Origin of the sequence: Enterococcus sp. 3G1_DIV0629 (assembly GCF_002141285.1) — a bacterium.
Taxonomy (GTDB): domain Bacteria; phylum Bacillota; class Bacilli; order Lactobacillales; family Enterococcaceae; genus Enterococcus_B; species Enterococcus_B lactis.
In genome coordinates this window covers 65,661-91,029 of the sequence record NZ_NGLI01000001.1, presented here as the reverse complement: position 1 = coordinate 91,029, position 25,369 = coordinate 65,661, and the positions used below count along the sequence as shown (strand labels likewise).

General features: G+C 39.3%; 21 protein-coding genes. 5 read left to right on the top strand and 16 right to left on the bottom strand.

Translation table 11 applies throughout. The features are described from left to right. Positions 1-835 precede the first annotated feature (835 nt). On the top strand, positions 836-2,767 hold the full coding sequence (locus A5816_RS00415) for a YiiX/YebB-like N1pC/P60 family cysteine hydrolase (protein ID WP_086310449.1): 1,932 nt from the start codon (positions 836-838) through the stop codon (positions 2,765-2,767). 269 nt (positions 2,768-3,036) lie between these two features. Here the strand turns inward: A5816_RS00415 and A5816_RS00410 are convergent, their stop codons facing one another. Beyond that, positions 3,037-3,624 (bottom strand): metallophosphoesterase family protein, encoded by a 588-nt coding sequence (locus A5816_RS00410; protein WP_086310448.1) that lies wholly within the window; start codon positions 3,622-3,624, stop codon positions 3,037-3,039. 130 nt (positions 3,625-3,754) lie between these two features. Then, positions 3,755-5,032 (bottom strand): MFS transporter, encoded by a 1,278-nt coding sequence (locus tag A5816_RS00405; protein WP_010731982.1) that lies wholly within the window; start codon positions 5,030-5,032, stop codon positions 3,755-3,757. A gap of 190 nt (positions 5,033-5,222) precedes the next feature. Here A5816_RS00405 and A5816_RS00400 point away from each other — a divergent pair, with 190 nt between their 5' ends. Continuing rightward, positions 5,223-6,005: a hypothetical protein gene (locus tag A5816_RS00400; protein ID WP_086310447.1), complete on the top strand. Its 783-nt coding sequence runs from the start codon at positions 5,223-5,225 to the stop codon at positions 6,003-6,005. Positions 6,006-6,113: 108 nt separating this feature from the next. On the opposite strand, the gene A5816_RS00395 is transcribed toward A5816_RS00400, so the two are convergent. The 4 genes from A5816_RS00395 to A5816_RS00380 form a co-directional block, all read right to left on the bottom strand. Then, complete coding sequence (locus A5816_RS00395; RefSeq protein ID WP_002286736.1) at positions 6,114-6,458, bottom strand: DUF1831 domain-containing protein; 345 nt, start codon at positions 6,456-6,458, stop codon at positions 6,114-6,116. Positions 6,459-6,594: 136 nt separating this feature from the next. Next, positions 6,595-7,740 (bottom strand): cysteine desulfurase family protein, encoded by a 1,146-nt coding sequence (locus A5816_RS00390; RefSeq protein WP_172891930.1) that lies wholly within the window; start codon positions 7,738-7,740, stop codon positions 6,595-6,597. 169 nt (positions 7,741-7,909) lie between these two features. Continuing rightward, the gene (locus A5816_RS00385) at positions 7,910-8,884 is read right to left on the bottom strand and encodes a ribose-phosphate diphosphokinase (protein WP_002286741.1); all 975 of its coding nucleotides are present in this window, start codon (positions 8,882-8,884) and stop codon (positions 7,910-7,912) included. A 79-nt stretch (positions 8,885-8,963) separates the two neighbouring features. After that, the gene (locus A5816_RS00380) at positions 8,964-9,839 is read right to left on the bottom strand and encodes a dihydrolipoamide dehydrogenase (protein WP_086310446.1); all 876 of its coding nucleotides are present in this window, start codon (positions 9,837-9,839) and stop codon (positions 8,964-8,966) included. Between the two features lie 131 nt (positions 9,840-9,970). On the opposite strand from A5816_RS00380, the gene A5816_RS00375 reads away from it, so the two are divergent. After that, on the top strand, positions 9,971-11,878 hold the full coding sequence (locus A5816_RS00375; protein WP_086310445.1) for a M13 family metallopeptidase: 1,908 nt from the start codon (positions 9,971-9,973) through the stop codon (positions 11,876-11,878). A gap of 297 nt (positions 11,879-12,175) precedes the next feature. Here the strand turns inward: A5816_RS00375 and A5816_RS00365 are convergent, their stop codons facing one another. The 5 genes from A5816_RS00365 to A5816_RS00345 form a co-directional block, all read right to left on the bottom strand. Continuing rightward, the gene (locus tag A5816_RS00365; protein WP_086310444.1) at positions 12,176-15,445 is read right to left on the bottom strand and encodes an LPXTG cell wall anchor domain-containing protein; all 3,270 of its coding nucleotides are present in this window, start codon (positions 15,443-15,445) and stop codon (positions 12,176-12,178) included. 265 nt (positions 15,446-15,710) lie between these two features. Beyond that, positions 15,711-16,256, bottom strand: coding sequence for a cysteine hydrolase family protein (locus tag A5816_RS00360; RefSeq protein WP_002312047.1), 546 nt, complete (start codon positions 16,254-16,256; stop codon positions 15,711-15,713). An 11-nt stretch (positions 16,257-16,267) separates the two neighbouring features. Beyond that, the gene (locus A5816_RS00355; RefSeq protein WP_002374975.1) at positions 16,268-16,960 is read right to left on the bottom strand and encodes a 5'-methylthioadenosine/adenosylhomocysteine nucleosidase; all 693 of its coding nucleotides are present in this window, start codon (positions 16,958-16,960) and stop codon (positions 16,268-16,270) included. A gap of 18 nt (positions 16,961-16,978) precedes the next feature. Continuing rightward, positions 16,979-17,263 carry a cell wall synthase accessory phosphoprotein MacP gene (gene macP / locus A5816_RS00350; protein WP_002286760.1) on the bottom strand — a complete coding sequence of 95 codons (285 nt, stop codon included), beginning with the start codon at positions 17,261-17,263 and terminating at the stop codon, positions 16,979-16,981. A gap of 12 nt (positions 17,264-17,275) precedes the next feature. Further along, entirely contained in the window at positions 17,276-17,839 is a 564-nt protein-coding gene (locus A5816_RS00345; RefSeq protein WP_010731974.1) for an NUDIX hydrolase, read from the bottom strand. A gap of 227 nt (positions 17,840-18,066) precedes the next feature. On the opposite strand from A5816_RS00345, the gene A5816_RS00340 reads away from it, so the two are divergent. Beyond that, positions 18,067-18,729 (top strand): 5-bromo-4-chloroindolyl phosphate hydrolysis family protein, encoded by a 663-nt coding sequence (locus tag A5816_RS00340; protein WP_086310443.1) that lies wholly within the window; start codon positions 18,067-18,069, stop codon positions 18,727-18,729. A gap of 122 nt (positions 18,730-18,851) precedes the next feature. Next, positions 18,852-20,048 (top strand): toxic anion resistance protein, encoded by a 1,197-nt coding sequence (locus A5816_RS00330; protein WP_002374970.1) that lies wholly within the window; start codon positions 18,852-18,854, stop codon positions 20,046-20,048. A gap of 99 nt (positions 20,049-20,147) precedes the next feature. Here the strand turns inward: A5816_RS00330 and A5816_RS00325 are convergent, their stop codons facing one another. The 5 genes from A5816_RS00325 to A5816_RS00305 all read right to left on the bottom strand — a co-directional run bounded on the left by A5816_RS00325 (position 20,148) and on the right by A5816_RS00305 (position 25,310). Further along, positions 20,148-21,524, bottom strand: coding sequence for an amino acid permease (locus A5816_RS00325; RefSeq protein WP_086310442.1), 1,377 nt, complete (start codon positions 21,522-21,524; stop codon positions 20,148-20,150). A gap of 36 nt (positions 21,525-21,560) precedes the next feature. Then, positions 21,561-22,427 (bottom strand): GRP family sugar transporter, encoded by an 867-nt coding sequence (locus A5816_RS00320; protein ID WP_002291228.1) that lies wholly within the window; start codon positions 22,425-22,427, stop codon positions 21,561-21,563. Positions 22,428-22,515: 88 nt separating this feature from the next. After that, on the bottom strand, positions 22,516-23,541 hold the full coding sequence (gene sapS / locus A5816_RS00315) for a two-component system sensor histidine kinase SapS (protein ID WP_002374966.1): 1,026 nt from the start codon (positions 23,539-23,541) through the stop codon (positions 22,516-22,518). Between the two features lie 17 nt (positions 23,542-23,558). Further along, positions 23,559-24,233: a two-component system response regulator SapR gene (gene sapR, locus A5816_RS00310; protein WP_002291233.1), complete on the bottom strand. Its 675-nt coding sequence runs from the start codon at positions 24,231-24,233 to the stop codon at positions 23,559-23,561. A 183-nt stretch (positions 24,234-24,416) separates the two neighbouring features. After that, positions 24,417-25,310 carry a class C sortase gene (locus A5816_RS00305; protein ID WP_086310441.1) on the bottom strand — a complete coding sequence of 298 codons (894 nt, stop codon included), beginning with the start codon at positions 25,308-25,310 and terminating at the stop codon, positions 24,417-24,419. Positions 25,311-25,369 lie beyond the last annotated feature (59 nt).

The following is a 25,369-nucleotide window of genomic DNA, read 5'->3' as shown; positions in this document are numbered from 1 at the left end:
ATACTACACCATGGGACCATCCATAATATAAATGACCCACAATCAGAAACCATACCGACACTAACATAGATACACATAAACCGAATAAATTGATATTTAGTTTCATTTATTTTCCCTCATTTTCGTTTTTTATTGAAACAACAAACTAAAACAGAACAGTTTATCTAGCAAAAATCAGCCAACCATAAATACCAATCAAATCAAGCAGGATGACTAGCATTTTAAAATTTGAGAATTGATTTTTGTCGAAAAAACCAAACTCAAACCGCCAGTACTCCAACAACAAAATGTTATGAACACTAAGAACTGAAAATTATTTTCTATAGAAGGATGAAAATAAAAACTAGCTGAAATGAAACAAATTGACAACAAAATTATTGAAATGATCGTACACGTCTTACTTTTTAGTGGTAACATTCACACATCTCCTTTCTAATTGATACTTGTCTATCTTCAAAAAAACTCTAAACAAAAAATCTCACAATTAGTTATTTAAAAATAAACAAATAAAAAATATAATAACGTAGTAAAATAAATAGATATACAAATCAACACGCCTATTCAATACTCATACCTACCAAGAAATTGTATCTTCTGTAGACTATCTAACCCCAAATAAAATATAACACCTTTGATTTTATTCGTAAAAAACCTAAGTTAAACGCTAATTATCCCATTAAAGATAACAGTTCTCAATTATCGATATAGCTGATTTTACTCTTTGGTGTTATGTGCAATATACGCCTATATTAAATAACTGATATATTTTATTTTTAAGCTATCATCATACTGATTCATATGTTATTATTCTAGCATAAAACAAGGAGGGATTACATTGAAATCAAAAATTAAATTGTTTCTGACTACCTGTTTACTCGCCGTCGCATTTGCCATCCCAATCACTACTGTACATGCTGATACAGATACCCAACAGATATTGGAGGAGTATTATGAAGAATTCAAAAATGAATACGCTTCCTTTGATCAGACATTTGAAGAGTTCACCTCGAATTATTACAATCAACCATTAAATTCCGCGATTTCCGAAGAAGACCAATTGCGTGACTACCTAAACACCGTCAATGAGCACTATATTCGTAAAGAAGCCGAACAATTATCCAAAGACCCGCCTCTCTGGTCATTTAATATCGGAAATGCTTTGGAGAATATCACTTTTGAAAAAGTACCGACTTATCATAAATATGATCTGATGAATATCGTTCAACCAGGAGATATCATTTTCGAACGGAAACGAGCGGATATAGTTTTGCGTTATCTTCATCATGTGATGATCGTAGAAGGCATTTATGAAGAGACACATATCATCAATGGAAAACCAGAGACCTTCACATATATCCGAACTATCGAAGCAACTGATTATAGTCCTATGCTTGAAACAAAAGCTGGAGGCGTTGTTTACGGCGTCTTGGATGATGAGCGTTTCGATTATACTGATTCAACTATTTTAAGAGTTCCAGAAGCGACACCAGCACAAAAAAAAGCAGCCATCTCATTTATGCATGGGCAATTAGGTAAACCATATGATATCTGGTTCGAGGCAAGAGAAAGGGATCGCTCATCCACTAGAAATGAATGGTATTGCTCTTATCTAATTTGGGCTGCTTATATGAATGCAACACCTGATGGGAGAATCGATGAACTAACTAATGAAAATGACCCTAGTTTCCAAGGTATTGATTTAGAAAGAACAGATTTTATTAACGGAATGGGTGTAACTCCAAATGATATAAAAAAATCCGATAAAGTAGAAAAAATCAATCCTTTTTTCATAAATTATAAAGATTACGCAGAAAACATACGATGGTCGAACGCCGGCACTCCTATAGATGGCGAAGATTTCATTTTTAGCCGCGGTTCCAACTCATACACCTTAAGGAATGATTATCATTTCATCGCCACGGACAAAAATAACGGGAGACCTTATGCAAGTACACGTCTTACTTTCGGGCGTAATCATTCTGGAACGATCGTCGTAGAATTCGATATGTTCACCCGTTTTCTTTTAACAGACGAAGCAAGAGCCAAATTTTCTGACAGGAATATCCCGCTTATTCCAGAGACGATTGAAGATCATGATGTTCCGAACCATGTGATGAACTGGATCAATACCTATACCCAATGTTCGTTGGAGATCGTTTATTCTAACAATATCTCTACTGACAACAATCACTTAAGATATAATCCTTCTTTTACAAAAATCACGAAGAAAAAACATCCAGTCAATCCTTATCAGATCAACCAAGTCGTCCATACGCCGCCTGCCTTCACTCAGCAAAGATTTGACTATACAGAGAACCTCAGTATCTATGACAAATACGAAATGACGCGACCGAATCCTTTCAATGCAGATGTTTCTTATAATCGAGCTACACCAAGCTGGTATTATTTTTACAATAATTATCATGCGTTGATAAAATTAGAGAATGGTACCTATCGCCACGCCTCTTATCTAAGGATCCATGGTTCATTCACAACTGCTGCTTCTGTCAGGAATGGTTATGGCTTCAATCATGATTTCACGATGACGGACGAAGCAAAAGCGATTTATGGGAATTATTTCTATCATATCGGTGTGAATCAGTCGGTAGATTATGCGATTGACTGGCTAAACCGATACACAAAAGAAAACACCCTGATCGTCTATTCCACTAATATAGATAATGATGTTAGGAAGTTGAATGACGGTACTGCCACGGTCAGAAAAGCAGTTAATGATCAAGGGAAATTCGTGTACTGTATTTTGTAGTTCCTCCTTACAACATATGACTGTATTACTAAAAAATAGGATAAAAAGTCGCGCCAAAAAGGGACGACTTTTTATCCTATTTTTGAAAATCAGGTACTTCAATTCTTTTATAACATGCAGTGAACTGTTTTTCTATTTTGATCCTTATGGCACAGAATTGGGCAGCAGGCTCAAAAGCTTGTATTTGTGGGGACAAGTCCTACCAAATCAAAAACACGAGAAGCTGTTTTTGGTTGCCTGTTCTTATCACTTGATGCAGGGCAGCTTTTTCACGACCTCTTTGCTTCATATATTTCTTTGATTTGCTGTTCGGATAATGGCGTACCGAATGGCAGTTTTTCTTTTAGAAGGTCTCTTTCTGGTGCGTCTACGCCTACATTGACGACGTTTTCGATGGGTACACTATAATGATGGATATGCCCGTGAAGGTTTCGAATGGTGTCGTTAGGTCCGAGTAACATTGGATAATGCGTCAAGTAATATTGCTGATGGTCGAACTTCACGATAGCACCTACGTCATAAAAATAAAATTTGGGACTGCCATCAGAAAGTCTAGGATCGTTTTTTTCTAAATAACGGAAGAACGCACGACTGTCATGATTTCCTTTGATCAAGTGGATCGTTCCTTGCAATTGACTGACTAATTCTAAGATTTCTGCATTTGCTTTTTCATATTGCGGATGCATGGCAAGATCACCTAGATGATAGACGTGATCCGTTTCTTTTACTACTGCATTCCAGCTAGCGATCAACTGTTGGTTCATCTCATCTACATTTGCAAAGAGTCGCGGAGCAAAGTCATTTTCTCCTAGTAAACGCTCATGAAAAAAGTGCATATCACTCGTAAAATAATTCATGTTTCTCCTGCCTCCCTTTTCCTTAGAGTAAACAAAATTGCTGATCGGAGCAACTCATAACATCTAAAAAAGGCTGTGAAAAAACCACTTGATTTCAAGTAGGAAGAAAATTTTTATCACCGCTCCTTTTCTATTCGTTTTCTTGTTCACGGTGTTCTTTCACCAATTTTTTCTGTAATTCTTTATCATAATTTCGAGCAACGGGTGTCAAAAATAAAACGATCCCGCATAAAAGCGTACCAATTCCCGCAATCAGAAACATCTTTTCTACACCAATCTTATCTGTCAAGGGGCCCGCAAATATTAAGCCAATCGGCCCTGGCAAAGTCATTAATGAGTTGAATACACCTAAGACTCGTCCTAAAACGTTCGGTTCATAACTCTGTTGGATGATCGCCATCAGTAAGGTATTGAAATAAGGTGTAGCAAAACCTGCCCCGGCATTCAGTAAAAGAAAATAAAAGAATCCCTGTGTTGTCCCCGGCAACAATCCACTAGCACCAATCGTGGTACCTACGACTACATAAGCCATGAAAATCGGCTTCATCCGGTCTTTCCATTTTCCAAAAAAGCCAATCACCGCCCCACCTGCAAGCATCCCTACTGAATAGACTACTTCGACAAGACCCGCCTGTCCTACATTTTGACCAAAATAGCCCATCGTCATCAACGGATACAGACTGGCAGCCGGCATAAACAATAACGTGAACACAGCACCGTTGAGCATGATATGCCAGAGACCTTTATTCTCGTACAATTTTTTCACACCAAATTTTGTATCTGTCAACAAATGAATGGTTTCGCCTTGCGAAATAACCTTAGGGATCGTCACAAAAACAAGTAATCCTACACCGAATACCGCGCCTAGCACATCAAGCAAAATCAGCCAGTTGATAGGTATTACTGTAAATAAAAACGCACCTATTGCAGGCGCAATGATAAAATTCGCTGACTGGACCATGCCTAGCTGTCCATTGATACGTGTCAGCTCTTCTTCTGGGACCATCGTAGGAAGGATCGATTGGATCGTCGGCATCTGGAAAGTTTGAGCAATTGCACGAATGAACAACGATACAAACACTAGCCACAACGGAAATGTTTCAGAAATCGTACCGACTACTACCAAGACCATCGCAAACAATGCGACAATGATATCTGTCAAAATCAACAATCGCTTTTTGTCCCAACGATCCACCAACGGACCAGCAAACGGACTCAGCAAAACCATTGGGATCATACCTAATAACGTAGCAAAGCTCAAGATCGTTGCTGAACCTGTTTCTTTCGTCAGATACCAAATGATTGCATATTGCACGATCATACTCGTGATTCCAGATAAAAACTGACCTGTCAAAAACAAGTTGATATTTTTACGCCAATGTAACACCGGCTCCTTTTCTTCTCCCATATCCTTCCCTCATTTCCTCTAAAACTTATCGTCCTTACGTAGCTAGAATTATACTTGATTATTTCCTTGAAACCTAGCTGTTTGTTCAAATACCATCGTTATATATTTTCAGTTTTGTTAAAAAAGTAAAATTAGCAGAAAAAAATCAGCAATCATGCTAAACTAAGAAAAAACTAGGAGGGCATCAGTCATGAAAATCAACTTTCAGACCACTCTTACCCCTGAAGAAATCAAAATCGTACTTGAACAGGCACAGGGTACGATCTGGATCAGCCACAAGCTGTCTAAGCTTCCAGAAAATGCTTTTTATCTCTTTTATAATCAAAAGGTGTGTACAGCAATTGGGAAAACAGTCCAACCAGAAACAATCGATACCGTCATCATGATCCAGCTTCCTTGGGATATAGAAGCCGATTATATGATCTACATGCTCACCGAACAAGCAGAAAAAGCTGGTCTTACAATAGCCAAAGAATCATTTACTTCGATTCCTGAAACGGCTAGAAAGAAAATGGCAGAACACCAAGAGAAGATTATTGCTATACTAAGTACATTTGGTTATCCAATCGATTCTTCCTTGCCATCTGCCGCTGAAGATACGAAGAAAAAACCAGCAAAAGCTCGTCATCGCTGGTCAAAAGAAGTCAGTGAAATTCCTTTTACCGTCGATTTCAGGGGAAGTCAAGCAACGCTTTACTGGATCAAACGAAATGAATTGCTGATCAAAGCAGGCGCGACGCTCGTCAAAGATCCTCCTTTAAATAAAGACGGCTCATTAGGTTATGCTGCTAAATATGGGCAAAAGCTACGAGATGATTATAAAGACAAGATTTCAGGTATAACCACGATCGAAGATATCATTGTAAAAAGTGTGAATGAGGCAAGCTTGCTGTTGTACTTTGCCGGAACAAATAGTTGGTTGGAAATAGTGGATGAACATGGAAAATCAATTGATGAGTGGACGAGAGTCTGATTTACAGCAGAAAAAATAAAAAAGACAACTATTTTGTGTCGTCCTTTCAAAGTTAGAGATCTAACGATTAGGCCGTTTCAAAACTAGTTGTCTTTTTATATCCACAGGTTATTCGACTTTTTCGAATAACCCTCGGCTGATCATCCCATCCATCAAAAAATAGAATTTATCTTGACTCATTTTCTGTTTTGGATCTTTGAAAATATTGACTGCTTTCAGTCCGTTTGCTGTAGTGATCGACATTTTCAATGTTTGGATATCTTTTGATACAGTGATTTTCAGTTTGAAGCCTTCTTTGCTTTGCGGCGTTGCATCTAATGGTCGGATCAATTGATAATTGCCTCCGTTTGTTTCTGTAAACCCATTATCGCGCAATGTATATCTTTTTGCATCAGGATGCAAACGATAGCTGATCGGTGCGCCAAGTACAGTTGCTGTTGTTTCAAATGCCATGATTTTCACCTCGATAAAATTAGTTTCTCTTTATTATAAAAGTTTATCCTGATTTTTACTAGGTTTTTCAGTTAAGTTCCCTAAAAATTGAAGGCGTTCTCTCAGACATCCATCCACATCAGAATGAATTTATTAGTTATTTTTTGACAGCACGAACTAATTGATCAAGGAAATAATGGATGTCTTCTTCAGTATTTCCCAATCCAAAGCTGATACGAATGGATTCTTTTAGTATCGGCGTATCTTCTCCATACATCGCTTCTAATACGTGAGAAGGTTCGATGTTCCCTGCTGTACAAGCCGAACCAGTAGAAATAGCGATTCCGTTCAAATCAAGCTTCATCAGTAGCAAATCATTTGCTTCGCCAATCAAGCGAAGATTCAACACATGAGGGAGTTTATTCGTTAAATCACCATTTACTTGATAAGGGATTTCGTTTGCTTCTAATGTATCAAGAATCAATTGTTGGAATCCTTGATATTTGTTGTTACGTGCTTCACGTTCTTCAGGTGACAGCAGTTCAACTGCTTTTGCCATTCCCCAGATTCCTGCTAAGTTTTCTGTACCTGCACGCCGCTTTTCTTCCTGCTCCCCACCTAAAAGCAAGGCAGGGATATTTACTCCGTCTCGTTTATATAAGAAACCGACGCCTTTTGGTCCATTGATTTTATGAGCAGAGATACTTAATAAATCGATCCCTAATTCTTCTGGATGGATCGTTTGGTTTCCATAAGCTTGTACCGCATCTGTATGGAAATAAGCTGGATGATCCGCTAAAAGTTCACCGATTTCTTTGATTGGCATCAAATTTCCGATTTCATTGTTCCCGTACATCACAGAGACCAAGATCGTATCTTCTCGTAACGCTTTTTTGACCTCTTCGATCGACAGATTCCCTTTTTCATCTACAGGCAGATATGTAACGTCAAACCCCTTTGTCTCTAAATATTTCATGGTATTAAGAACAGCAGGATGTTCGATAGCTGTAGTGATTAGATGTCTGCCTTCTTTTTGACGCGAGAACGCTGTTTCTAAGATAGCTGCATTATCCCCTTCTGTTCCACCACTATTAAAGATGATCTCATGAGGTTTTGCTTGCAGACTATCTGCAATGATTTGTCTTGCTGTTTCCAATTTTTCATGCGCGTGGCGGCCAAACCCATGTATGCTTGAAGGATTACCAAACGTTTCTTGCATGATCGCCGTCATCGCTTCAATTACTTGCGGATGCATGGGGGTAGTTGCCGCATGATCCAAATAAATAGTTTTCACTTCATTCATCCCTTCCAAATTATCGCTAGGCACATTCTAGCATAAAACAGCGAACATACCAAAGAAGAGATTACTTTTACCTAGAAGGCACTTAGTGTAGCGAAAAAAAGACTGCCCAAAATAAGGTGCAGTCTTTCTTCTCGTTGCTAATTGATCTTCTCGTTTTTCGTCTTTTTTCTTATTCGAATTCTTTTTCTTCCAGACGGAATAACGGACTCATCGGTGTATTTTCATGGATGCGCTTGACCGCTTCACCCATTAATTCTGAGCATGTAACGATCGTTAAGTTTTCCGGATGACGATTTTCTTCTGTGAAAACAGAATCAGTGATACAAATATCTTTGATTGGTGCATTGTCTAAAATGCTTTTCGCATGATCGGACAATAATCCATGTGACGCACAGGCATATACTTCTTTTGCGCCGTTTTCTTTTAATACATTTGCTGCACGTGCAAGCGTTGCTCCGGTGTTCAAGATATCATCTACCATGATACATGTCTTTCCTTGAACATCACCAATCACATAACCACCCTCCGTTGAAGCATCATCTGCATGGTCTACGATGGCTAATGTACTGTTCAAATATTCTGAAAGACTACGTGCACGCTGAACGCCGCTGTTTTTTGGCGACACAACTACGATGTCATCTCCCGTCAGACCTAATTGACGGTAATAATGAGCAAACAATGGCATCGTAAATAAATTATCTACAGGAATATCAAAGAATCCTTGTACTTGAACCGTGTGCAGATCTAAAGTCAGTACTCGAGTTGCCCCTGCTTCTTCGATCAAGTTAGCAATCAATTTTGCAGTGATCGGTTCATGAGGTTTCGCCGTGCGGTCTTGTCTAGCATACCCATAGTAAGGCAATACGACATTGATCGTTTTCGCACTTGCTCGCTTCATTGCATCAATCATAATCAGTAGTTCCATGTAGTAGTCATTGACAGGTGCATTCGTTGATTGAACGATGTACACATGATCCCCACGGATACTTTCTTCAATATTGATAGAAATCTCCCCATCACTAAATTGCTTCACGACGCTTTTACCTAATTCTGTTCCAAACACTTTCGCGATTTTTTCAGCTAATGGACGATTCCCATTCAAACTAAAAATCTTCAACGTGTCATCCTGATACTTATTACTCATGTAGTCCTCCCCAAAACTTCTCTATTCTTCGATAGTTTAACATATTTTTCCAAGATTTTCTGTTAATTTCAGCAAATTCTTAAGGAAGTGAAACTGTTCCGTTACTCCAACTGGCAGGAATAACTTTATGATAGTCCCCCCAATTGTCGTGTACTTTGTAATAACGTTCTCCTGTTTCAGTTTCAAAATAAGCATACGCCGTCACCCAATGATTGCCGTAAGTACTACCAAGTACTTTCAGTATTCCAATCATCACAGGCTTGCCTTCACGTATACGTTTTGTGGCTCGCTGCCATGAACCTAGAAGAGTTGCTCGTGCACGCTCGTGATTGCCATTCTTCTTTAAAAAACTAGAAATCCCTGTACTGACTTGAAAAGGAATCGTAGGAAGGCCTAGTGGTTGGATTTGGCTACGCAACGCCTTTGTCAATGCCATCGAGTTAGACGTGTTTTTCTTGCGGATCTCTAGGGGAAGCATCCACTCTTTACGATAGTCTTGATAGTAGGCAAGTAAAACCGCCGCCGCATAAGTCCCGCAAAGATAACCTGAAGGAGTAGCCCATTTCTTATACCTTAAAAAACGTTCTTCTGGCAATCCCACCCAACAATTTGTGAGTTCTTTTCCTGACCTTTTTTCTTCGATCAAAACAGGCACCTCTTCTTTTCTGTTGATCCATTGAGATAACTCGATTGATGGTTCATTGAGCAGTCTCCATTGGCTACGAGAAATGCCCTCTTGATAGGTATATTCTGCTGGAGAATATTCTATCGGATGTCCTGATTGATCGATGATCACATAACTTTGATCTTCAAAAATCAGTGCTAAAAAAAGCCGTTCGCTTTTTTTTGACTGTAGTTGCTGGGTGCTGGCTAATTTTTTGATTTTTTTATCTATTTTAAAATAGAAAGGTTTGTCCACTACTTGTTTCAGTTGGGATCGCCTCCTTTTTTTCATTATAAGTGAACGATTGAAAAAAACAAATCAGTTTGATTGTCCGAATTTTCAAATTTTTTTATGTTCTATTTGTTAATTCCTTCATTTTGTAAGATAATGGGCACACGAAACAAAAAAGGAGCGATCGATGAATGAACAAAGAACGATTGAAACAAGATTTCTATGAAGCAGTCAATGAAGAATGGCAAAAAACAGCAAAAATTCCTGCAGATAAACCAGCTACAGGCGGTTTCCAAGACTTAGTTGACGGAATCGACCAACTTTTGATGGGAGAAACAGACGATCTGCTTGCCCATCCAGAAAAAGTAACTTCAGAAAAAATGAAACATTTCCTTGCTTATTATCAACTGGCAAACGATTATGACCGAAGAAATGAGTTGCATGCTCAGCCACTTCAGCCTGTAATCGAGAAAGTTGAATCATTGCAGTCTTTCGACGAATTGAATGAGCAATTCCCGGAATGGTTGTTGGATACACTACCATTGCCATTTAATCTAGATGTAGATGCTGATATGAAGAATGCACAGACGAATGCCTTCTTTGCTTATCCGCCTTCTTTATTTCTTCCAGATAAGACGTATTATGCACCAGAACATCCTAACGGTGCACAACTAATGGGGGTTTTCTTTGATATGGCGGTTCAATTATTGGAGCTTGCTGGCAAAGAAAAAAGTCAGGCAGAAGCAATCACAGAACAAGCAGTGCAATTTGATAAATTGATTGCTCCTCATGTAAAAAGTGCAGAAGAAAACGCAGATTACAGCAAAATGTATAATCCGCAATCTTTTGACACATTTATTCAATACACAGATAAACTTGACTTGAAAAAACTTGTCACTGGTTTGATTGGGACAACCCCAGATAAAGTGATCGTCACTGATCCAGTGTACTTTGATCATTTGAATGACATCCTGACAGAAGCTCATTTCCCCTTATTCAAAAGCTGGATGATCATTAAAACAGTACGTTCTCTTAGTGGGTATCTATCAGAAGAATTCCGCCAAGTCAGCGGAATCTATTCTCGCGTATTGTCTGGAACAGACGAAGCAATGCCTCAGAAAAAAGCAGCGTATTACCTTGCCTCTGGTCAATTTGATCAAGTCGTTGGTGATTACTACGGGAAAAAATATTTCGGCGAAGCTGCTAAAAAAGATGTAGAGCAAATGGTGAAAAAAATGATTGCTGTTTATAAAAAACGGCTAGAAGAAAATGACTGGCTTGGGGATGCAACAAAAGAAAAAGCCGTCATAAAATTAAATAACTTAGGTATCCAAGTCGGTTACCCCGATAAGATCCCAGCACTATTCGACCAATTCAAAACAGTGCCTGCAGATCAAGGTGGTACTTTGCTTTCAAACACTCTTGCTTTCAGCAAACTCACATTAAAAGATCGTTTCAGCAAATGGAACAAACCAGTGGATCGTTCAGAATGGGAAATGAGCGCTGATACAGTCAATGCTTATTATCATCCATTCCGGAATGTGATCGTCTTTCCGGCAGCCATCCTTCAAGCGCCATTTTACAGTCTAGAACAATCAAGCTCTGCTAATTACGGGGGAATCGGAGCTGTTATCGCTCATGAGATTTCCCATGCATTTGATAATAACGGCGCTTTGTTTGATGAATATGGCAACTTGAACAATTGGTGGACAGAAGAAGATCTTGCACAATTCCAAAACAAAGCACAAGCAATGATCGAAGAATTCGATGGTCTGCCTTTTGCTGACGGAAAAGTGAACGGAAAATTAACTGTTTCGGAAAATATTGCTGATGCAGGCGGTCTAAGCTGTGCATTGGAAGCAGCAAAAACAGAATCAGATCTTTCTATCGAAGAATTCTTTGTCAATTGGGCAACGATTTGGCGTACAAAAGCAAAAAAAGAATACCAACAACTTTTACTGCAAATCGATGTTCATGCTCCTGCTAAACTACGAGCAAATGTGCAACCCAAAAACCTTGACGAATTCTATGAAACATTTGGTGTCACGGAACAAGATGCTATGTATCTAGCGCCAGAAAAAAGAGTGCGAATCTGGTAAGAGGTTGTGAAAAAGCTGTCCTGCATCAAGTAATAAGAACAGCCAAACAAAAATAGCTCCTCATATTTTTCGTTTGGTTGGGCTTATTACCGCAGATGCAAGCTTTTGAACACCGTATATCAGAGGTTGTGAAAAAGCTGTCCTACATCAAGAAATAAGAACAGCCAAACAAACATAGCAAGTGGGATCTCATCTATAAAAATGATAGAAGGAAGTGGAACGAATCGACGTCTCACTTCCTTCTTTTTTTACTTTCCTCAACTAATTGTTCTACCTTATCAAAAGGATATAGTGCGTTTATTTTTTTCGCTGTTTCATGACATAAGCAGCTACACCGATTAACAAAATTCCTCCAGCTACTGCTAACAACGGGCTATTAGACTCTCCCGTTTGTGGAAGTCCTTGAGCGCCATCTTTTTCCCTTTCTTTTGCTGTCCCATCTGGATCAGAAGGTTTTTCATTTGGCGATCCATTCCCTGGATTTTCCCCTTCTGGTTCATCAGTCCCTGGTGGCACACTGACAGCTTCTCGCACTGTGATCGCTTTTTGCTGGGTAACAGGTTCTGTATGAGCAACCCATTTTTCGCCATCAAATATTTCCGAACGATAAGTGACTTCTAGCGTATATTCTCCTTTTGAGGGTGCTGAAAAAATAGCGGTATGATTAGAAAATTGAGCACTTGACTGTGTTTCAACGATTTGGATCTTTTCTGGGAAATAACGCATATCTTCAAAGACAGGCGTTCCTTGATTTGGTGTGAATGTTGACACAGATACTGTAAAAGGCTTCAGTTCGATGATATTTCCTTCTGCATTCTCCGTCACACCATTTGCCTCTTGGATAATGATTGGATTATTTTGTTCGTTTGGTTTTGTCTGATTTGGTTCTTGTACGATTGCATATTCTGGATACTCCGAAGACGGTGAGGTTTCTCCGTCAAAAGTAGCACCTACAGATAGTGGAAGACCATCTACTCTTCCCTTTTCTGTTTGACGATTCTCCGGTTTGATTTGCATCAATCCATGGACATGGATGCTTCCATTTGCATAGCGCGTAACAGGCTGCTGCCCTTCTTGCGAATGTGTATTTAGAGATTCGATCCAATCTTTTGATACGGTATGTCCAAGAGTATTTTCTGATTGTTTCTCTCGTTCATTCCAATAGTAGTTCAACGAGTGATAGATTTGATCTTCGTTTTGATTCAATGGGCGGATCTGCTCTCTCATCTCAAGATTTTCTGTTCGGAAAGATAAGATACCAGAAGCATGGAAGTCTGTGTTTCCTGCCGAAGAGGTATAAAGAGCCACATTATAGGAACCATTGTTGAAGCTTGTACTGCTATTGACGATAATATCTGTTCCGCTATTGGAATCGATTCCTTTCGCAAGATTTTCGAAAGACAAACTATTGATCAATTCATGAGGGCCCGATAAAGAGGAACCACCCATTTTGAATCCATTACCGTTCCCTTCTCCTTCAACTCCCGGTACCCAACCGTTTCGATAAGCAACTGAGTTTTTGATGACTACTTTCCCGATTGAGCCTGTTTCATTTTTAGCAAAAAGATCCCAACCATCATCTGCATTATGATAAGCGATACAACCGTCAAATACATTTCCTTCTCCTATTGTCAGTTTGGCCGCAAATCCATCGGCATCTTCAAATCCCGGGTCGGCATTTTCAAAAGATGTACAGTTCTTGACTAAGTTATGCGCTGGCCATGCTTCGAAAGGATCATTTGAGCTACCACTGATTTGGATTCCTGTATTTCCATTCCGATAAGCATGGATCTCTTCAATCAAATTATGGTTTCCAGAAATCTGCAATCCTTTTTGCATAGCAGCACTATTTGTAACGTCAAACCCACGTAAAACCCAGTAGTGACTGAACAGTGTCATCCCATTTCCAGTTCCTTTAAAATCAAGTACAGGTCGCTCGTTTTCTGGATTTTTCTCTGCAATCAATTGAATCGGGTTTTCTCTTGTCCCGTTAACTCCTTTTGGAATCGTCAATCCTCTTTCAAAGGAATAAGTTCCAGGAGCCAGGACGATTGTCTGCCCAGCATATGCGTATCTCAATGCTTGCGTCAGAGATAACGGATTTTGTCTGCTTCCGTTTCCTGTATCTGACCCTTCCGGTGTTACATAAACTGTCGAATAGTTAGGTTTACGGTAGTCAACTGTATGCAGGATCTCTTTTGTTTCATAACTAGCCATCTCTACGTATTCTTCTGGCGGATAGTTTTTATCTGGCGTAAAACTGAAAGTAAATTCATTCGTTCCTTCCATCAGTTTTGTCTGATAATCAAATTCCCGATTTGCAGTGATCGCCAAGTCTTTTGCGTTCTCAAGTACCTCTCCTGTTGCTTGATTTTTGATTGTTAATAATCCGTCAGCATTTGCTCTAAAGGACATAGTATGATCTTGGTTTCCTGAATGATTACTAGAGGTCACGGTGTAAATCGGATCAATCAAGCGAGTGGGCCTTTCTTGTCCAGGAGGATCTGTCGCAGGATCTGAGTAAGCCACTTCGATTCCTTCTACCTTGATCGTCATATTCCTTGCTGCAGCAAATCCTGCATAGATAACCGATTCATCGGAAGCATATAGCTTTTCCCAGTCATACATGATATCAGAAGCTAGTTCTTCTCCTGTTTCAGGATCGTAATAATATGCCTCTAAACCAGTATTCGTTTTTTTCATCTCTACATCCAGTTTAGTAATCGAGTCCGTAGCCGGAAACAGATTCCCATGACCGTTTCCGAATATATTATAAGAACCTGCTTCTTTTTCTAAGAGCCCTGCTGAAGTCTCTAAAGGTGTTGTTTCCACTGAGACACTCCCAGGAGCAGGTGCGGCTTGAGGATCTTCAGATGATATTCCTGTGATTGCCCGTGTCCCCAATCCAAGTCGCATCGTATATTTGCTGCCGTTCGTGTTGACCACTTCTTGTCTATCCGAGTCCCAGACATATTCGATCCGACTGCCCAGTATGGCAAATGAATTCGAATAAAAGGCTTGCCCAAACAAATGATCTTTTGGTACTGTGTCTCTCACCATCAAAGCAAATCCTTCTTGAGCATTCGTATAGGTCCAAGATTCTATTTCAATCGTCGCCCGCATCCTAAAATTGGTATCTTTCGGAATGGCTTGATAATAATAGGTCATTCCATCTGATCCGCTTGACTGGAATTTCCCACCGTTATTCGTGGAAGAGAGCCGCACGCCGTCTTCTAATGGTTCAATCGCATATCTGCTGGCACTTGTGCTTTCTCCGAAAACTACCCCTTTCCACTCTTCAGGAACTTCATCAGATTGCTTTTCTGTCTTTTCATTTTCTGATTCTTTTATCATAGGATCATTTCCTTCTTCCACATTCTTCTCTTCACTAGCCGTTGATTCTTCCTCCAATATTGACATTTCTTCGCTGTTCACGTGTGCATTTTCTTCGTTCACAGTCTGTTCGTTAGCAGCAACTTCAACGACAGAAGTCAAAATCGGGGTACTAAGCATGAGGAGATTCATCATTAGCGCACTGTATTTTATTCGTTTTTTTATCAAGTCCATCCCTCCTGAAACAAATTAGAAAGCGTTTACCTAAAGTATTACCTAATTTATTTTTGCTGTCAATAAAAAACAAAATTATAATAAGTGATATTTTATAAAAAGAAAAATATAACTTTAGTTGTTAATAATAAAGGGATTTATTACAGTGAAAATGATATGTTTGATAAAAAATAACAAATAAAAGAAGAGCAAAAAACAATGTGATTCGTTTTACGCTCTTCTTTTATTATTTTTTGATTTTTATTTTAAAAAAAGTTTTGTTTTTTTATAGAATCTCTGCACCCAACGCGGATTCAAAATGTCTCAATGCCCATTCGTGTCCGACAGGATCAAAACTTGCCACGGCATCTTTGAAAATATGGAGTTTGTATCCTAGATTATACGCATCGACTGCTGTATGCAACACACAAATATCTGTACACACGCCGGACAAATAAACATCTGTGATTTGACGTTCTCGCAAACGAATGTCTAGATCTGTTCCACTAAAAGCGGAATAATGCCGTTTGTCTATCCAATAAACATTTTCCTGCTGCTCATGCTCTTGGTACAGATTTTTTAAAGAGCCGTACAATTCCCGTCCACTCGTTCCTATCACATTATGCGGAGGAAATAAGCGGTTCTCTGGATGGAAGGAATCTTTTGGATCATGTGCATCAATGGCAAAAACGACAAAATCCTTTTGCTCCATAAACTTTTTTGTGTGGGCAGTCAGCTTTTTTTCAATTGCTTGTCCTGCTGCACCAGTCGTCAGCTTTCCATCCTCTGCAACAAAATCATAGGTATAGTCAATCGAAATCAATGCGTTCATCTTAGTCCTCCTTATACGAGATGTTTGACAAATTCGATCACCATTTCTGCTGATCGCTTGCCTGCGTCTTCGATAAATTCGTCAAAGCTTTGTGTCGCCGAGTGATCCGCTGTGTCACTCATTGCACGTACGATCAAAAATGGGATATTGAACTGACGGGCCGTTTGTCCAACAGCGGCTCCTTCCATTTCACAAGCTAAAGCTTCTGGAAAATTCGTTAAGATTTCTTTGATTTTATCTGGAGAATCGACAAATGTATCGCCTGTAACGATCAATCCTTCTTTTGCATTCAAATCCGTTGCTTTTGCTGCTTTAGCCATTTCACTGCGCAAATATGAGCTTGCTTCATAATATAGAGGCATTCCTGGTAATTGGCCTGGCTTGTAGCCAAATCCTGTTGCATCTGCATCAAAATAAGCTACTTTGTCTGATATAACAATGTCGCCTACTTGTAAGCCTTCACCGATCCCGCCAGCTGAACCTGTATTGATCACCATGTTCACGCCGTATTGTTGGATCAACAGACTTGTGGTAATAGATGCTAAGACTTTTCCTATACCGGAACGTACGACGATCACTTCGTGGTTACCTAATGAACCTGAAATAAATAAAGCGCCTGCGCGTTCCCATGATAATGGTTCGCTTAGGTTCTCTCTCAAAATTTTTACTTCTTCTTCCATTGCGCCGATAATACCGATTTTCATCTTTTTAATTCCTTCTTTCTATATAAATGCGATTGCTAAAAAAACCACACATAACATTAGGATAACAATAATAAGAGATTTCATCAAAAAAGAGTTCCATTTGGTGGTCTTTTCTCGTTCACTGATCCTTGTTTTCGTGATTGGTTTATTCTTTTTGCTTTCTTTACGATAAAAGCTGGCAATCTTTTTTTCTTCTTGCTGATAAGCTGTTTCTGCTTTTCGCTGTTTTTTTAATGACTCGCTTGCTTGTGCTTGTTGTCGCTTGCGAAGTTCGCTTCGCGTAATAAGCGGTCCTTTGGCCATAAGCCGATCCCTCTACTTTCCTTTGGTCAATAATTCCCAGTATTGAATCGCATAAATCGTCTTTGCATCACAAATCAACTGATCTTTCATCGCTTGTTGTGCCTCTTCAAGAGTTAGATGATACAGCTCCAGTACTTCGTCTTCATCTTGAGCTAAAGGATTCTCGACCTTCTCTACTCCTTGTGCATGATAAATATGAAGGACTTCATTTGCAAAACCTGGTGAAAGATACATCGAAGTAAGATGGCTCAGCGACTTCGCACGATAGCCGGTTTCTTCTTCTAATTCTCTGGCTGCAGTCATTTCAGGATTTTTTCCTTCTCCTGGATCGATTTTTCCAGCTGGGATCTCCAAGATCACTTTTTCTAAAGGCTTTCGAAACTGTTTGACAAGGAGCAGGCGGTCAAGTTCATCAAAAGCAATGATCCCAACACCGCCAGGATGAAATACCAGTTCCCTCTTCGAAGTTCCTCCGTCTGGTAAACGAACTTCATCTACAGCAACATCGATAATTTTTCCGCTATAGATTTCTTTGCGACTGATTGTTTTTTCTTCAAATTGCTCATTGTTCAGCATATCTTCTCCTGCTTTCTTTGTAATCATAACTGCTTTTTTTTCATTTTTCAATTTTTCTCGAAAACTCCCTATTAGTTTACCATAGATAAACCTTAGATTTTCTCTAAATATAGAAAATCCTTCTTTAGTCCGATACTCTTTCTAGTAGTCAGTATGCTAAAATAAGAATGTAATCGAATAACGGAAAGAATTCAATACTCAATGATAAATGACTTGGAGGGCTTATTATGATAAAACGAAATTGGCCGTGGCTTCTAGCACTGGTCTTGCTGTTTCTCTTTGTCCGAAACAATGGTTTTTCTTTTGTTCTAGGACTTTTATTGATAGGCGTAGTTCTAGTTTTGTGGGGGCTCTTCGGTTCGCTCAGGAAAAAAGGAAAACAAGAAGAAATCCCTGCACTGACTGACGAACTTGAGACTCACTATGAAAAAAGCGGTATGACAGCGAATGAAATCTCATTTTTCCGACAAACGATGAATCAAACAAAAAATGAAATCAATCAGTTGCAAGCGAATATGCAGCAGACAGCCAAACTTAAAGCAATCGATCTCCGTCATGACCCAGTCAAAGCGGCAAAAGCTTTATTCAAAGAATTAGTGAAGGAACCAAATCGACTACATGAAGCAAGTCAATTTCTTTATACGCATCTGCCGAATCTAGTTGATTTGACAAATAAGTATAATGAGATCAATGACCATGAGATCAAAAACAAGCAAACCTATGAAAAACTAGAAGAAAGCGCGCAGATCATCGATCAGCTATCCGCTTTGATCGCACAAGATTATCAAAAATTCGTCGCTGATGACCTAGACGACATCGACGTAGAGATATCTGTTGCGAAACAAAGCTTAAAGCGTGATAATAAACATGAACCAGAACAAAAAGAGTAACTCTTTTGTTCATAAAAAAGACTCGGAACATTCAGATGATGTCTGGCTGTTTCGAGTACTTTTTCTAAAGTAGAGACATTCATGTAGGAATCGAGAACAGATTCGACAAGGAGGAATTTTTTATGGATCATAAACCGACTGAAACAAAAGATGTCACACCAGTTAACGATACACTTGAAGACTTATTGAACAACCCGTTTTCAACCCCAACAGATACGCTGACCACTTCACAACAAGCGGAGATTGATCAGCTCCAAGAACAACAGACAGCTGCTCGCTTAATTGACAAACTACCGGCGGAACGCCAAGAACAAGCAAAACAGCTGGCAGCAAAAATCGATGCCAATGATGCACAGTCTGTCATCAGCTATGGCTCAGCTGCTCAAGCGAAATTAAGTGAGTTCTCACAATCAATGCTGAATCACGTACAAGCTCAAGATATTGGCCCAGTCGGAGATTCGTTGACTGAACTGATGTATCGTCTCCAAGAAGCCAACCCTGATGAACTGCGTGCCGGAGAAGGAAATATCTTCCAACGTGTCTTCGGTAAGGTCAAACAATCGATTTATGAAGTGACAGCAAAATATCAAAAAATTGGTGCACAAATCGACAAAATCTCAGTGAAATTAGATAAAGAAAAAGACGGTCTGTTAAAAGATAATCTGATGTTAGAACAGCTTTACCAAAAAAACAAAGACTACTTTGATGCATTGAATATTTATATTGCTGCTGGAGAATTGAAAATGGAAGAACTTCAAACAACGATCATTCCAGAAGCAATGAAAAAAGCAGAAGAAACTGGTGACCAGATGGATGTCCAGATTGCCAACGATTATACACAATTCCTAGATCGTCTGGATAAACGTACACATGACCTTCGCTTAGCTAGACAGATTACGATTCAGCAAGCCCCACAAATCCGCTTGATTCAAAACACGAATCAGGCCTTAGCTGAAAAGATCCAAGCATCTATCGCTACAGCCATTCCGCTGTGGAAAAACCAAGTCGTGATCGCATTGACCTTGCTTCGTCAAAAAGACGCAGTGACCGCTCAACGACAAGTCTCTGAAACAACAAACGACTTATTGAAGAAAAATTCAGAAATGCTGAAAATCTCAGCCATCGAAACAGCGAAAGAAAACGAACGCGGAATCGTGGATATTGAGACCCTGCAAACTACACAAAACGATTTGATCGAAACGATCCAAGAAACTTTGCGTATCCAAAAAGAAGGAAAAGAAAAACGTCGTCATGCAGAAGTAGAACTTGGACACATGGAAGAAGATCTGAAACAAAAACTTTTGGATTTAACCCAATAGATCATCTTTCGCTTGTTACTAAAACAAACGCCCATCAACAGTGTAATAAACTGTTGATGGGCGTTTTTCTTATCTTTCTTCTAACTTCTCCATTGGAGTCTATTTCTCGTTCATCTTGCTGTGTCCATAGCCATAGCCAAAATAAATGATCAGTCCAATAACCATTACGATACCGAACACGATCCAAGTCACCGTTTGCAGACGAAGCATCAATACGATACAAGTCAAGATCGAGACGATTGGCAAGATCGGAACGAATGGAACTTTGAATTCTCCTGCTTTTGGTTTGCCAAACATTTTTCTTAACTTCAGTAAGCCTAGACTAACTAGCATCAAATAGGCGAGCGCCATGATATTCGTCAGTTCCGCTAATACATTCAATGGGAAAAATCCGGCAAAGAATACAGCTGCCACACCAGCGGCATAAGTCGCTTTTTTCGGTGTACGATGCTTTTGATCGATTTCTGTCATAAATTTAGGCAACAAACCATCCTTGCTGACAGCAAATAGTAAACGAGCGAGTGAATACATCATCGAGATCGTCACCGTCAACAATGTCAAGATTGCCCCTACAGCGATCACTGCGCCAACTGTCCCATGTCCTACATACCTCATGGCAAAGGCCACTGGATCATTAACGCCTAGTTCAGTATAAGGAACGATTCCTGTCAAAATCAACGTCACGATAATATAAAGGACCGTAGCGATCAGTATCGAACCAATGATCCCTCTTGGTACGTCTTTTTGTGGATTTTTGACTTCCTCAGCTGCCATTGCAACAGCATCAAATCCCAAGAAAGCAAAAAACACAAGAGCTGCACCATCTAGCACACCGGAAAAACCAAAAGGCATGAATGGCTGCCAATTATCAGGCTTAACGAAAAATATCCCAACAATGATAAACAACGCGATGATACCAAATTTGACATATACCATAACATTATTCAAACGTAATGCTTTCTTGGCTTCAAGCGACACGATGTAAGTGACGAATATCACTACGAGTACCGCAATCAAGTCAATGTATGTACCATTTTCCGGATTGTACCCGCCAGTTAATGCTTGTGGAAGTTCGGCCCCTAAGCTTTTCAAGAAACCTTGCATATAGCCAGACCAGCCGGAAGCCACAGAAGAAACCGCTAGCAAAAATTCCCCGATCAACAACCACCCTGTCAACCAAGCAGCAAATTCACCAAAGACAACATACAGATAGGCATATGGCCCACCGATCACTGGCACTCGCGAAGCAAACTCTGCGAAACTCAGTCCAGACAAAATGACAACGATTGCAGCTAAGACAAATGAAAGTGACAGTGCTGGACCAGCATTTTGATTGGCCGCAACCCCTGTCACCACAAATATTCCCGTACCGATGATCGCGCCAATTCCAAGCATGATCAAATCAGACGTTTTTAGTTCTTTTTTCATCTCACTCGTATGATTGAGATTGATCTCTTTCTTACGAAACAAATCCATTGAAGTTCCTCCCCATTTTAGGTTGGAAAACAGTGATTAAACTGTTTTCATGTACCCTAAAAGGATACCACCTAAAATGACTAAAAGGCAACCAACAATAACATAAATGAGCTCTTTTTTCGTTTTTCTTTCGCCAAGGATGAAAATCCCACCTAAAGTAGAGATAATGATCCCCATTTGTGAAAGTGAGAATCCAACAGCTAAACCAAGGGATTTGACTGTTAGAAGCATACAGATATTACCTAAGCCCCATAATAATCCACAGATCATGTTTTTCCATACAAATTGATCTACTTTAACTTTACGGAAAGCAAAGAAGCTTGCGCCTAAGATCATTCCGATACTTTGAGGTAAGATAATTGACATCGCATCCAAATTCGCCCAGTTGACAATGATCGTATATACGCCATAACCAATCGTAGAGAAGATCAATGCTCTAAAGCCCTTACCAAAATCAAGCATTTTATTATCTGTATCTATTTTTCCTTCGTCATCTTGTCGTGCCGTCAAATACGCACCGCTTACAAGAAGAGCTAAAGCAATAATACCGTATACATAATCTTTCGTTTGTGTCCATTCTTGGAAGAAAACGGCTCCCGCAATCGTATTCAAAATTAATTGAAAACCAGTAGACAATGGTAACCCTACAGAAACACCCATGTACTTCATTCCATGGAATTGTCCATTTTGTCCAACACTCCAAGCTAAGCCAGATAAAAATCCGATCAAGAAAATCCAAGGGGTGATTACAGGACTAACAACGAAAAAGACAACTAAAGAAAACAGAAATGCACCGATCGTCATTCCTAGTGTTTGTTGATTGGCATCGCCACCAATTTTACCACTTACTAAACCAATACTACCCCATGCCAACATAGGGACTAATGCTATTAAAATTTCCATAACCAATCTCCTTTTATTTCACATGATAAGAAACTTATCAGCGAAAACGTTAACAACACAAGCATTTTTTTTCGTTTCTAACGATTTTCTAACGTTTTTCATTATAAAAATTTAAGATTGGGAAAAATAAAGTCATTGTCGTCCCTTTTCCTTCAGTTGATTCAGCCGTCAATCGGATACCTAATTTTTCTGCCAGATTTTTTGCCAAGTACAGGCCTAACCCTGTTGAATGCGTTTTACTAAGTCGTCCATTTCTTCCAGTAAATCCCTTATCAAAGATTCGTTTCAAATCTTCCTCCGGGATACCGATTCCTGAATCTTTAACAGAAAGGCTGACTCCTTGCGCTTCCTTTTTTATGCTCACCATGATATTTCCGTGGTCTGGCGTATATTTGATGGCATTGCTAAGCAGCTGGTTGAAGATAAAAGCGACCCATTTAGCATCAGTCAAAACAGTATGATCCTCACCAATGATTTCATAGCGAAGATTTTTTTGGATAAAATAATTGGCCTGACTGCGTATCACAGGCTGGATGATTCCTTTCAATCCATACTCTTGGATGAGATAGTCCCGCGAGAAACTGTCGAGTCTTGCATAATACAAGACTTGCTCTACGTATTCGTCGATTTTTGATAATTCATTTTCGAGTAAGGTATACTTTTGATCGTCAATATCGAACTCGATCGAACGAACCAGTAACTTGGAAGCGGAAAGTGGTACTTTGATCTCATGGACCCATGAGTCAATATAATCTTTTTGGTCTTGTTGATTGCTGATTGCTGATTGCATCACTTCTTGATGTTCGCGGATCAGCTGATTGATATATTCTTCTACCAGTTTTTCTTCTTCTGTCCGCCCGCCACTCAAATAATTTTGCAAAGGAGATGTTTTTTGTATGTCAGCTAACTTCCCCCACCATCTTCTTTTGCTCAAGTAGCCACCTAGCAGATAAAAAATCAGAAAGACGCCCTCGATCAAAGCTAAATAAGCAATCGTGCTCAAATCCACTTTGATATTTGGGGCTAGCCACATCACAAAGATCGTTAAAGCAATAAAAAACAGCCATCCCAAGATCAATGTCCACTGATCTTTCAAATATTTAAAGAAATTCATCTTAACCGCTCATCCTTTCAGGGAACGATATATCCCTGTCCTACTTTTGTTTCGATATATCCTTGGATACCTGCCTGTTCGATTTTCCGGCGTAACCGATTGATGTTCACTGTCAATGTATTGTCATCTACAAACCGCTCGTCATCCCAAAGTGCTCGCAGCAATTTTTCACGACTTAAGATCTTTCCATTGTGTTTCATCAAAATAAATAGCAGGCGGTATTCATTTTTGCTCAAATCAATGATCTCTCCATTAATCTCCATACTTCCGTTGTCGACATTCAACGTAATACCATTATGGCTCATCATCTCACTGGATAATTCTGTGTAATTATAAGAACGGCGAAGCAACGCATTGATTTTGGCAATCAGTACATCGATTTGGAAAGGCTTTGTCACAAAATCATCTGCTCCCATGTTCATGGCCATGATCATATCCATATTCGTATTCCTGCTGGAGATAAAAATAATTGGTACTTTCGATACTTCACGTATTTTTTGACACCAATAATACCCATCCAAAACAGGAAGATTGATGTCTAGCAATACAAGCTGTGGTTCTTCTCTTTCAAAGTCTGAAAATACTTGGTTGAAATCGGTCGTTCCAAAGGTTTCGAATTGCCATTTCTCAAGTTCTTCCATAATCAATTGTCGAATGATTTCTTCATCCTCGACTACCATGATTTTTGCCATAAAAAATCCCTCCATCTTTCTTCTTGCTTCTACAATATCAAAGAAGCCTTTGTGAAACAAGTTGGCTTACCTGTAAAATGTCATTTTAGAAAACGTTAAAAAAAACTGGAAATAGGCGATTTAATCGCGTTTGTCTCTTCCAAGCAGCTTAAATTTATTATGTTATTCTTAATAATTGGTCTATTATCTGTTATTTTTCTTTCGTTGTTTTTGTCTTTTAAATTTTCGATAACCCCAATAACCGAAAAGAGTTAGTATTAGCAATACCCCTAGTAAGAGCGCAAGTAATCGATAAAGATGGTATCTTTTTGTCTGTTCCATCTTTGAAGAAGCTTCTTCTGTAAAGGGGACTCGCTTTCCTGTCACTAGTAACCTGTGGGTGTTCACAGCATAAGGTGTACAAGTGATAAGTGTGACCAGATCCTGTTTTTCTCTGATTGCTAATGTATCTGTTTTTGTTGGAAGGACAATGATTTTCTCAACGACTTCATAAGCGAGCATCTGACCATATACTTCAAGATAGAAACGGTCTTTTTTCTCCATTTTTTCAAGATCTGTAAACAATTTTTTCTCAGCAACACCGCTATGGGCGGTAATTACGGAATGTGTATTTTCTCCTCCAATTGGAAAAGAGGTACCTTGTAGAACTGTCGCTCCTCTATCTAATAAAAGATCATTTGTTTCATCGAATAAAGGCAAGCTAACATTGATTTTCGGAATATAGATTGCTCCGATCATATGTTGTTCGTAGTATTCTTTTCCTGGGTTTCGGACATCTCTAACCGCTTGTTCAAAAGGATCTTTGACTTGACCCATTCCTGGGATGGCTGCCGTACGAGCAAGCGCCTGATTTTTCTTTTCTTGTACCGCTAATCGTTGCTCTTGTTTTTCTTCTTTCTCTCGTGCAAGCTGTTTTTGATAATTCTCGATCCTTCTTTGGTCCAAATAATTGCTGAGAGCATCAGCTAAAAATGGATATGTAAAAACTGCAGCTCCTGTAAGAAACATCACTGCCATGAATAATTGTAATAACATACTGATTTTTGTTTGAGGTCTTTTCTCTGTTTTCTTTTTCATTTTCTTCACCTTCTTATTTAAAAAAACTGCAGCAACCTTTATAAAAACCGATTGCTGCA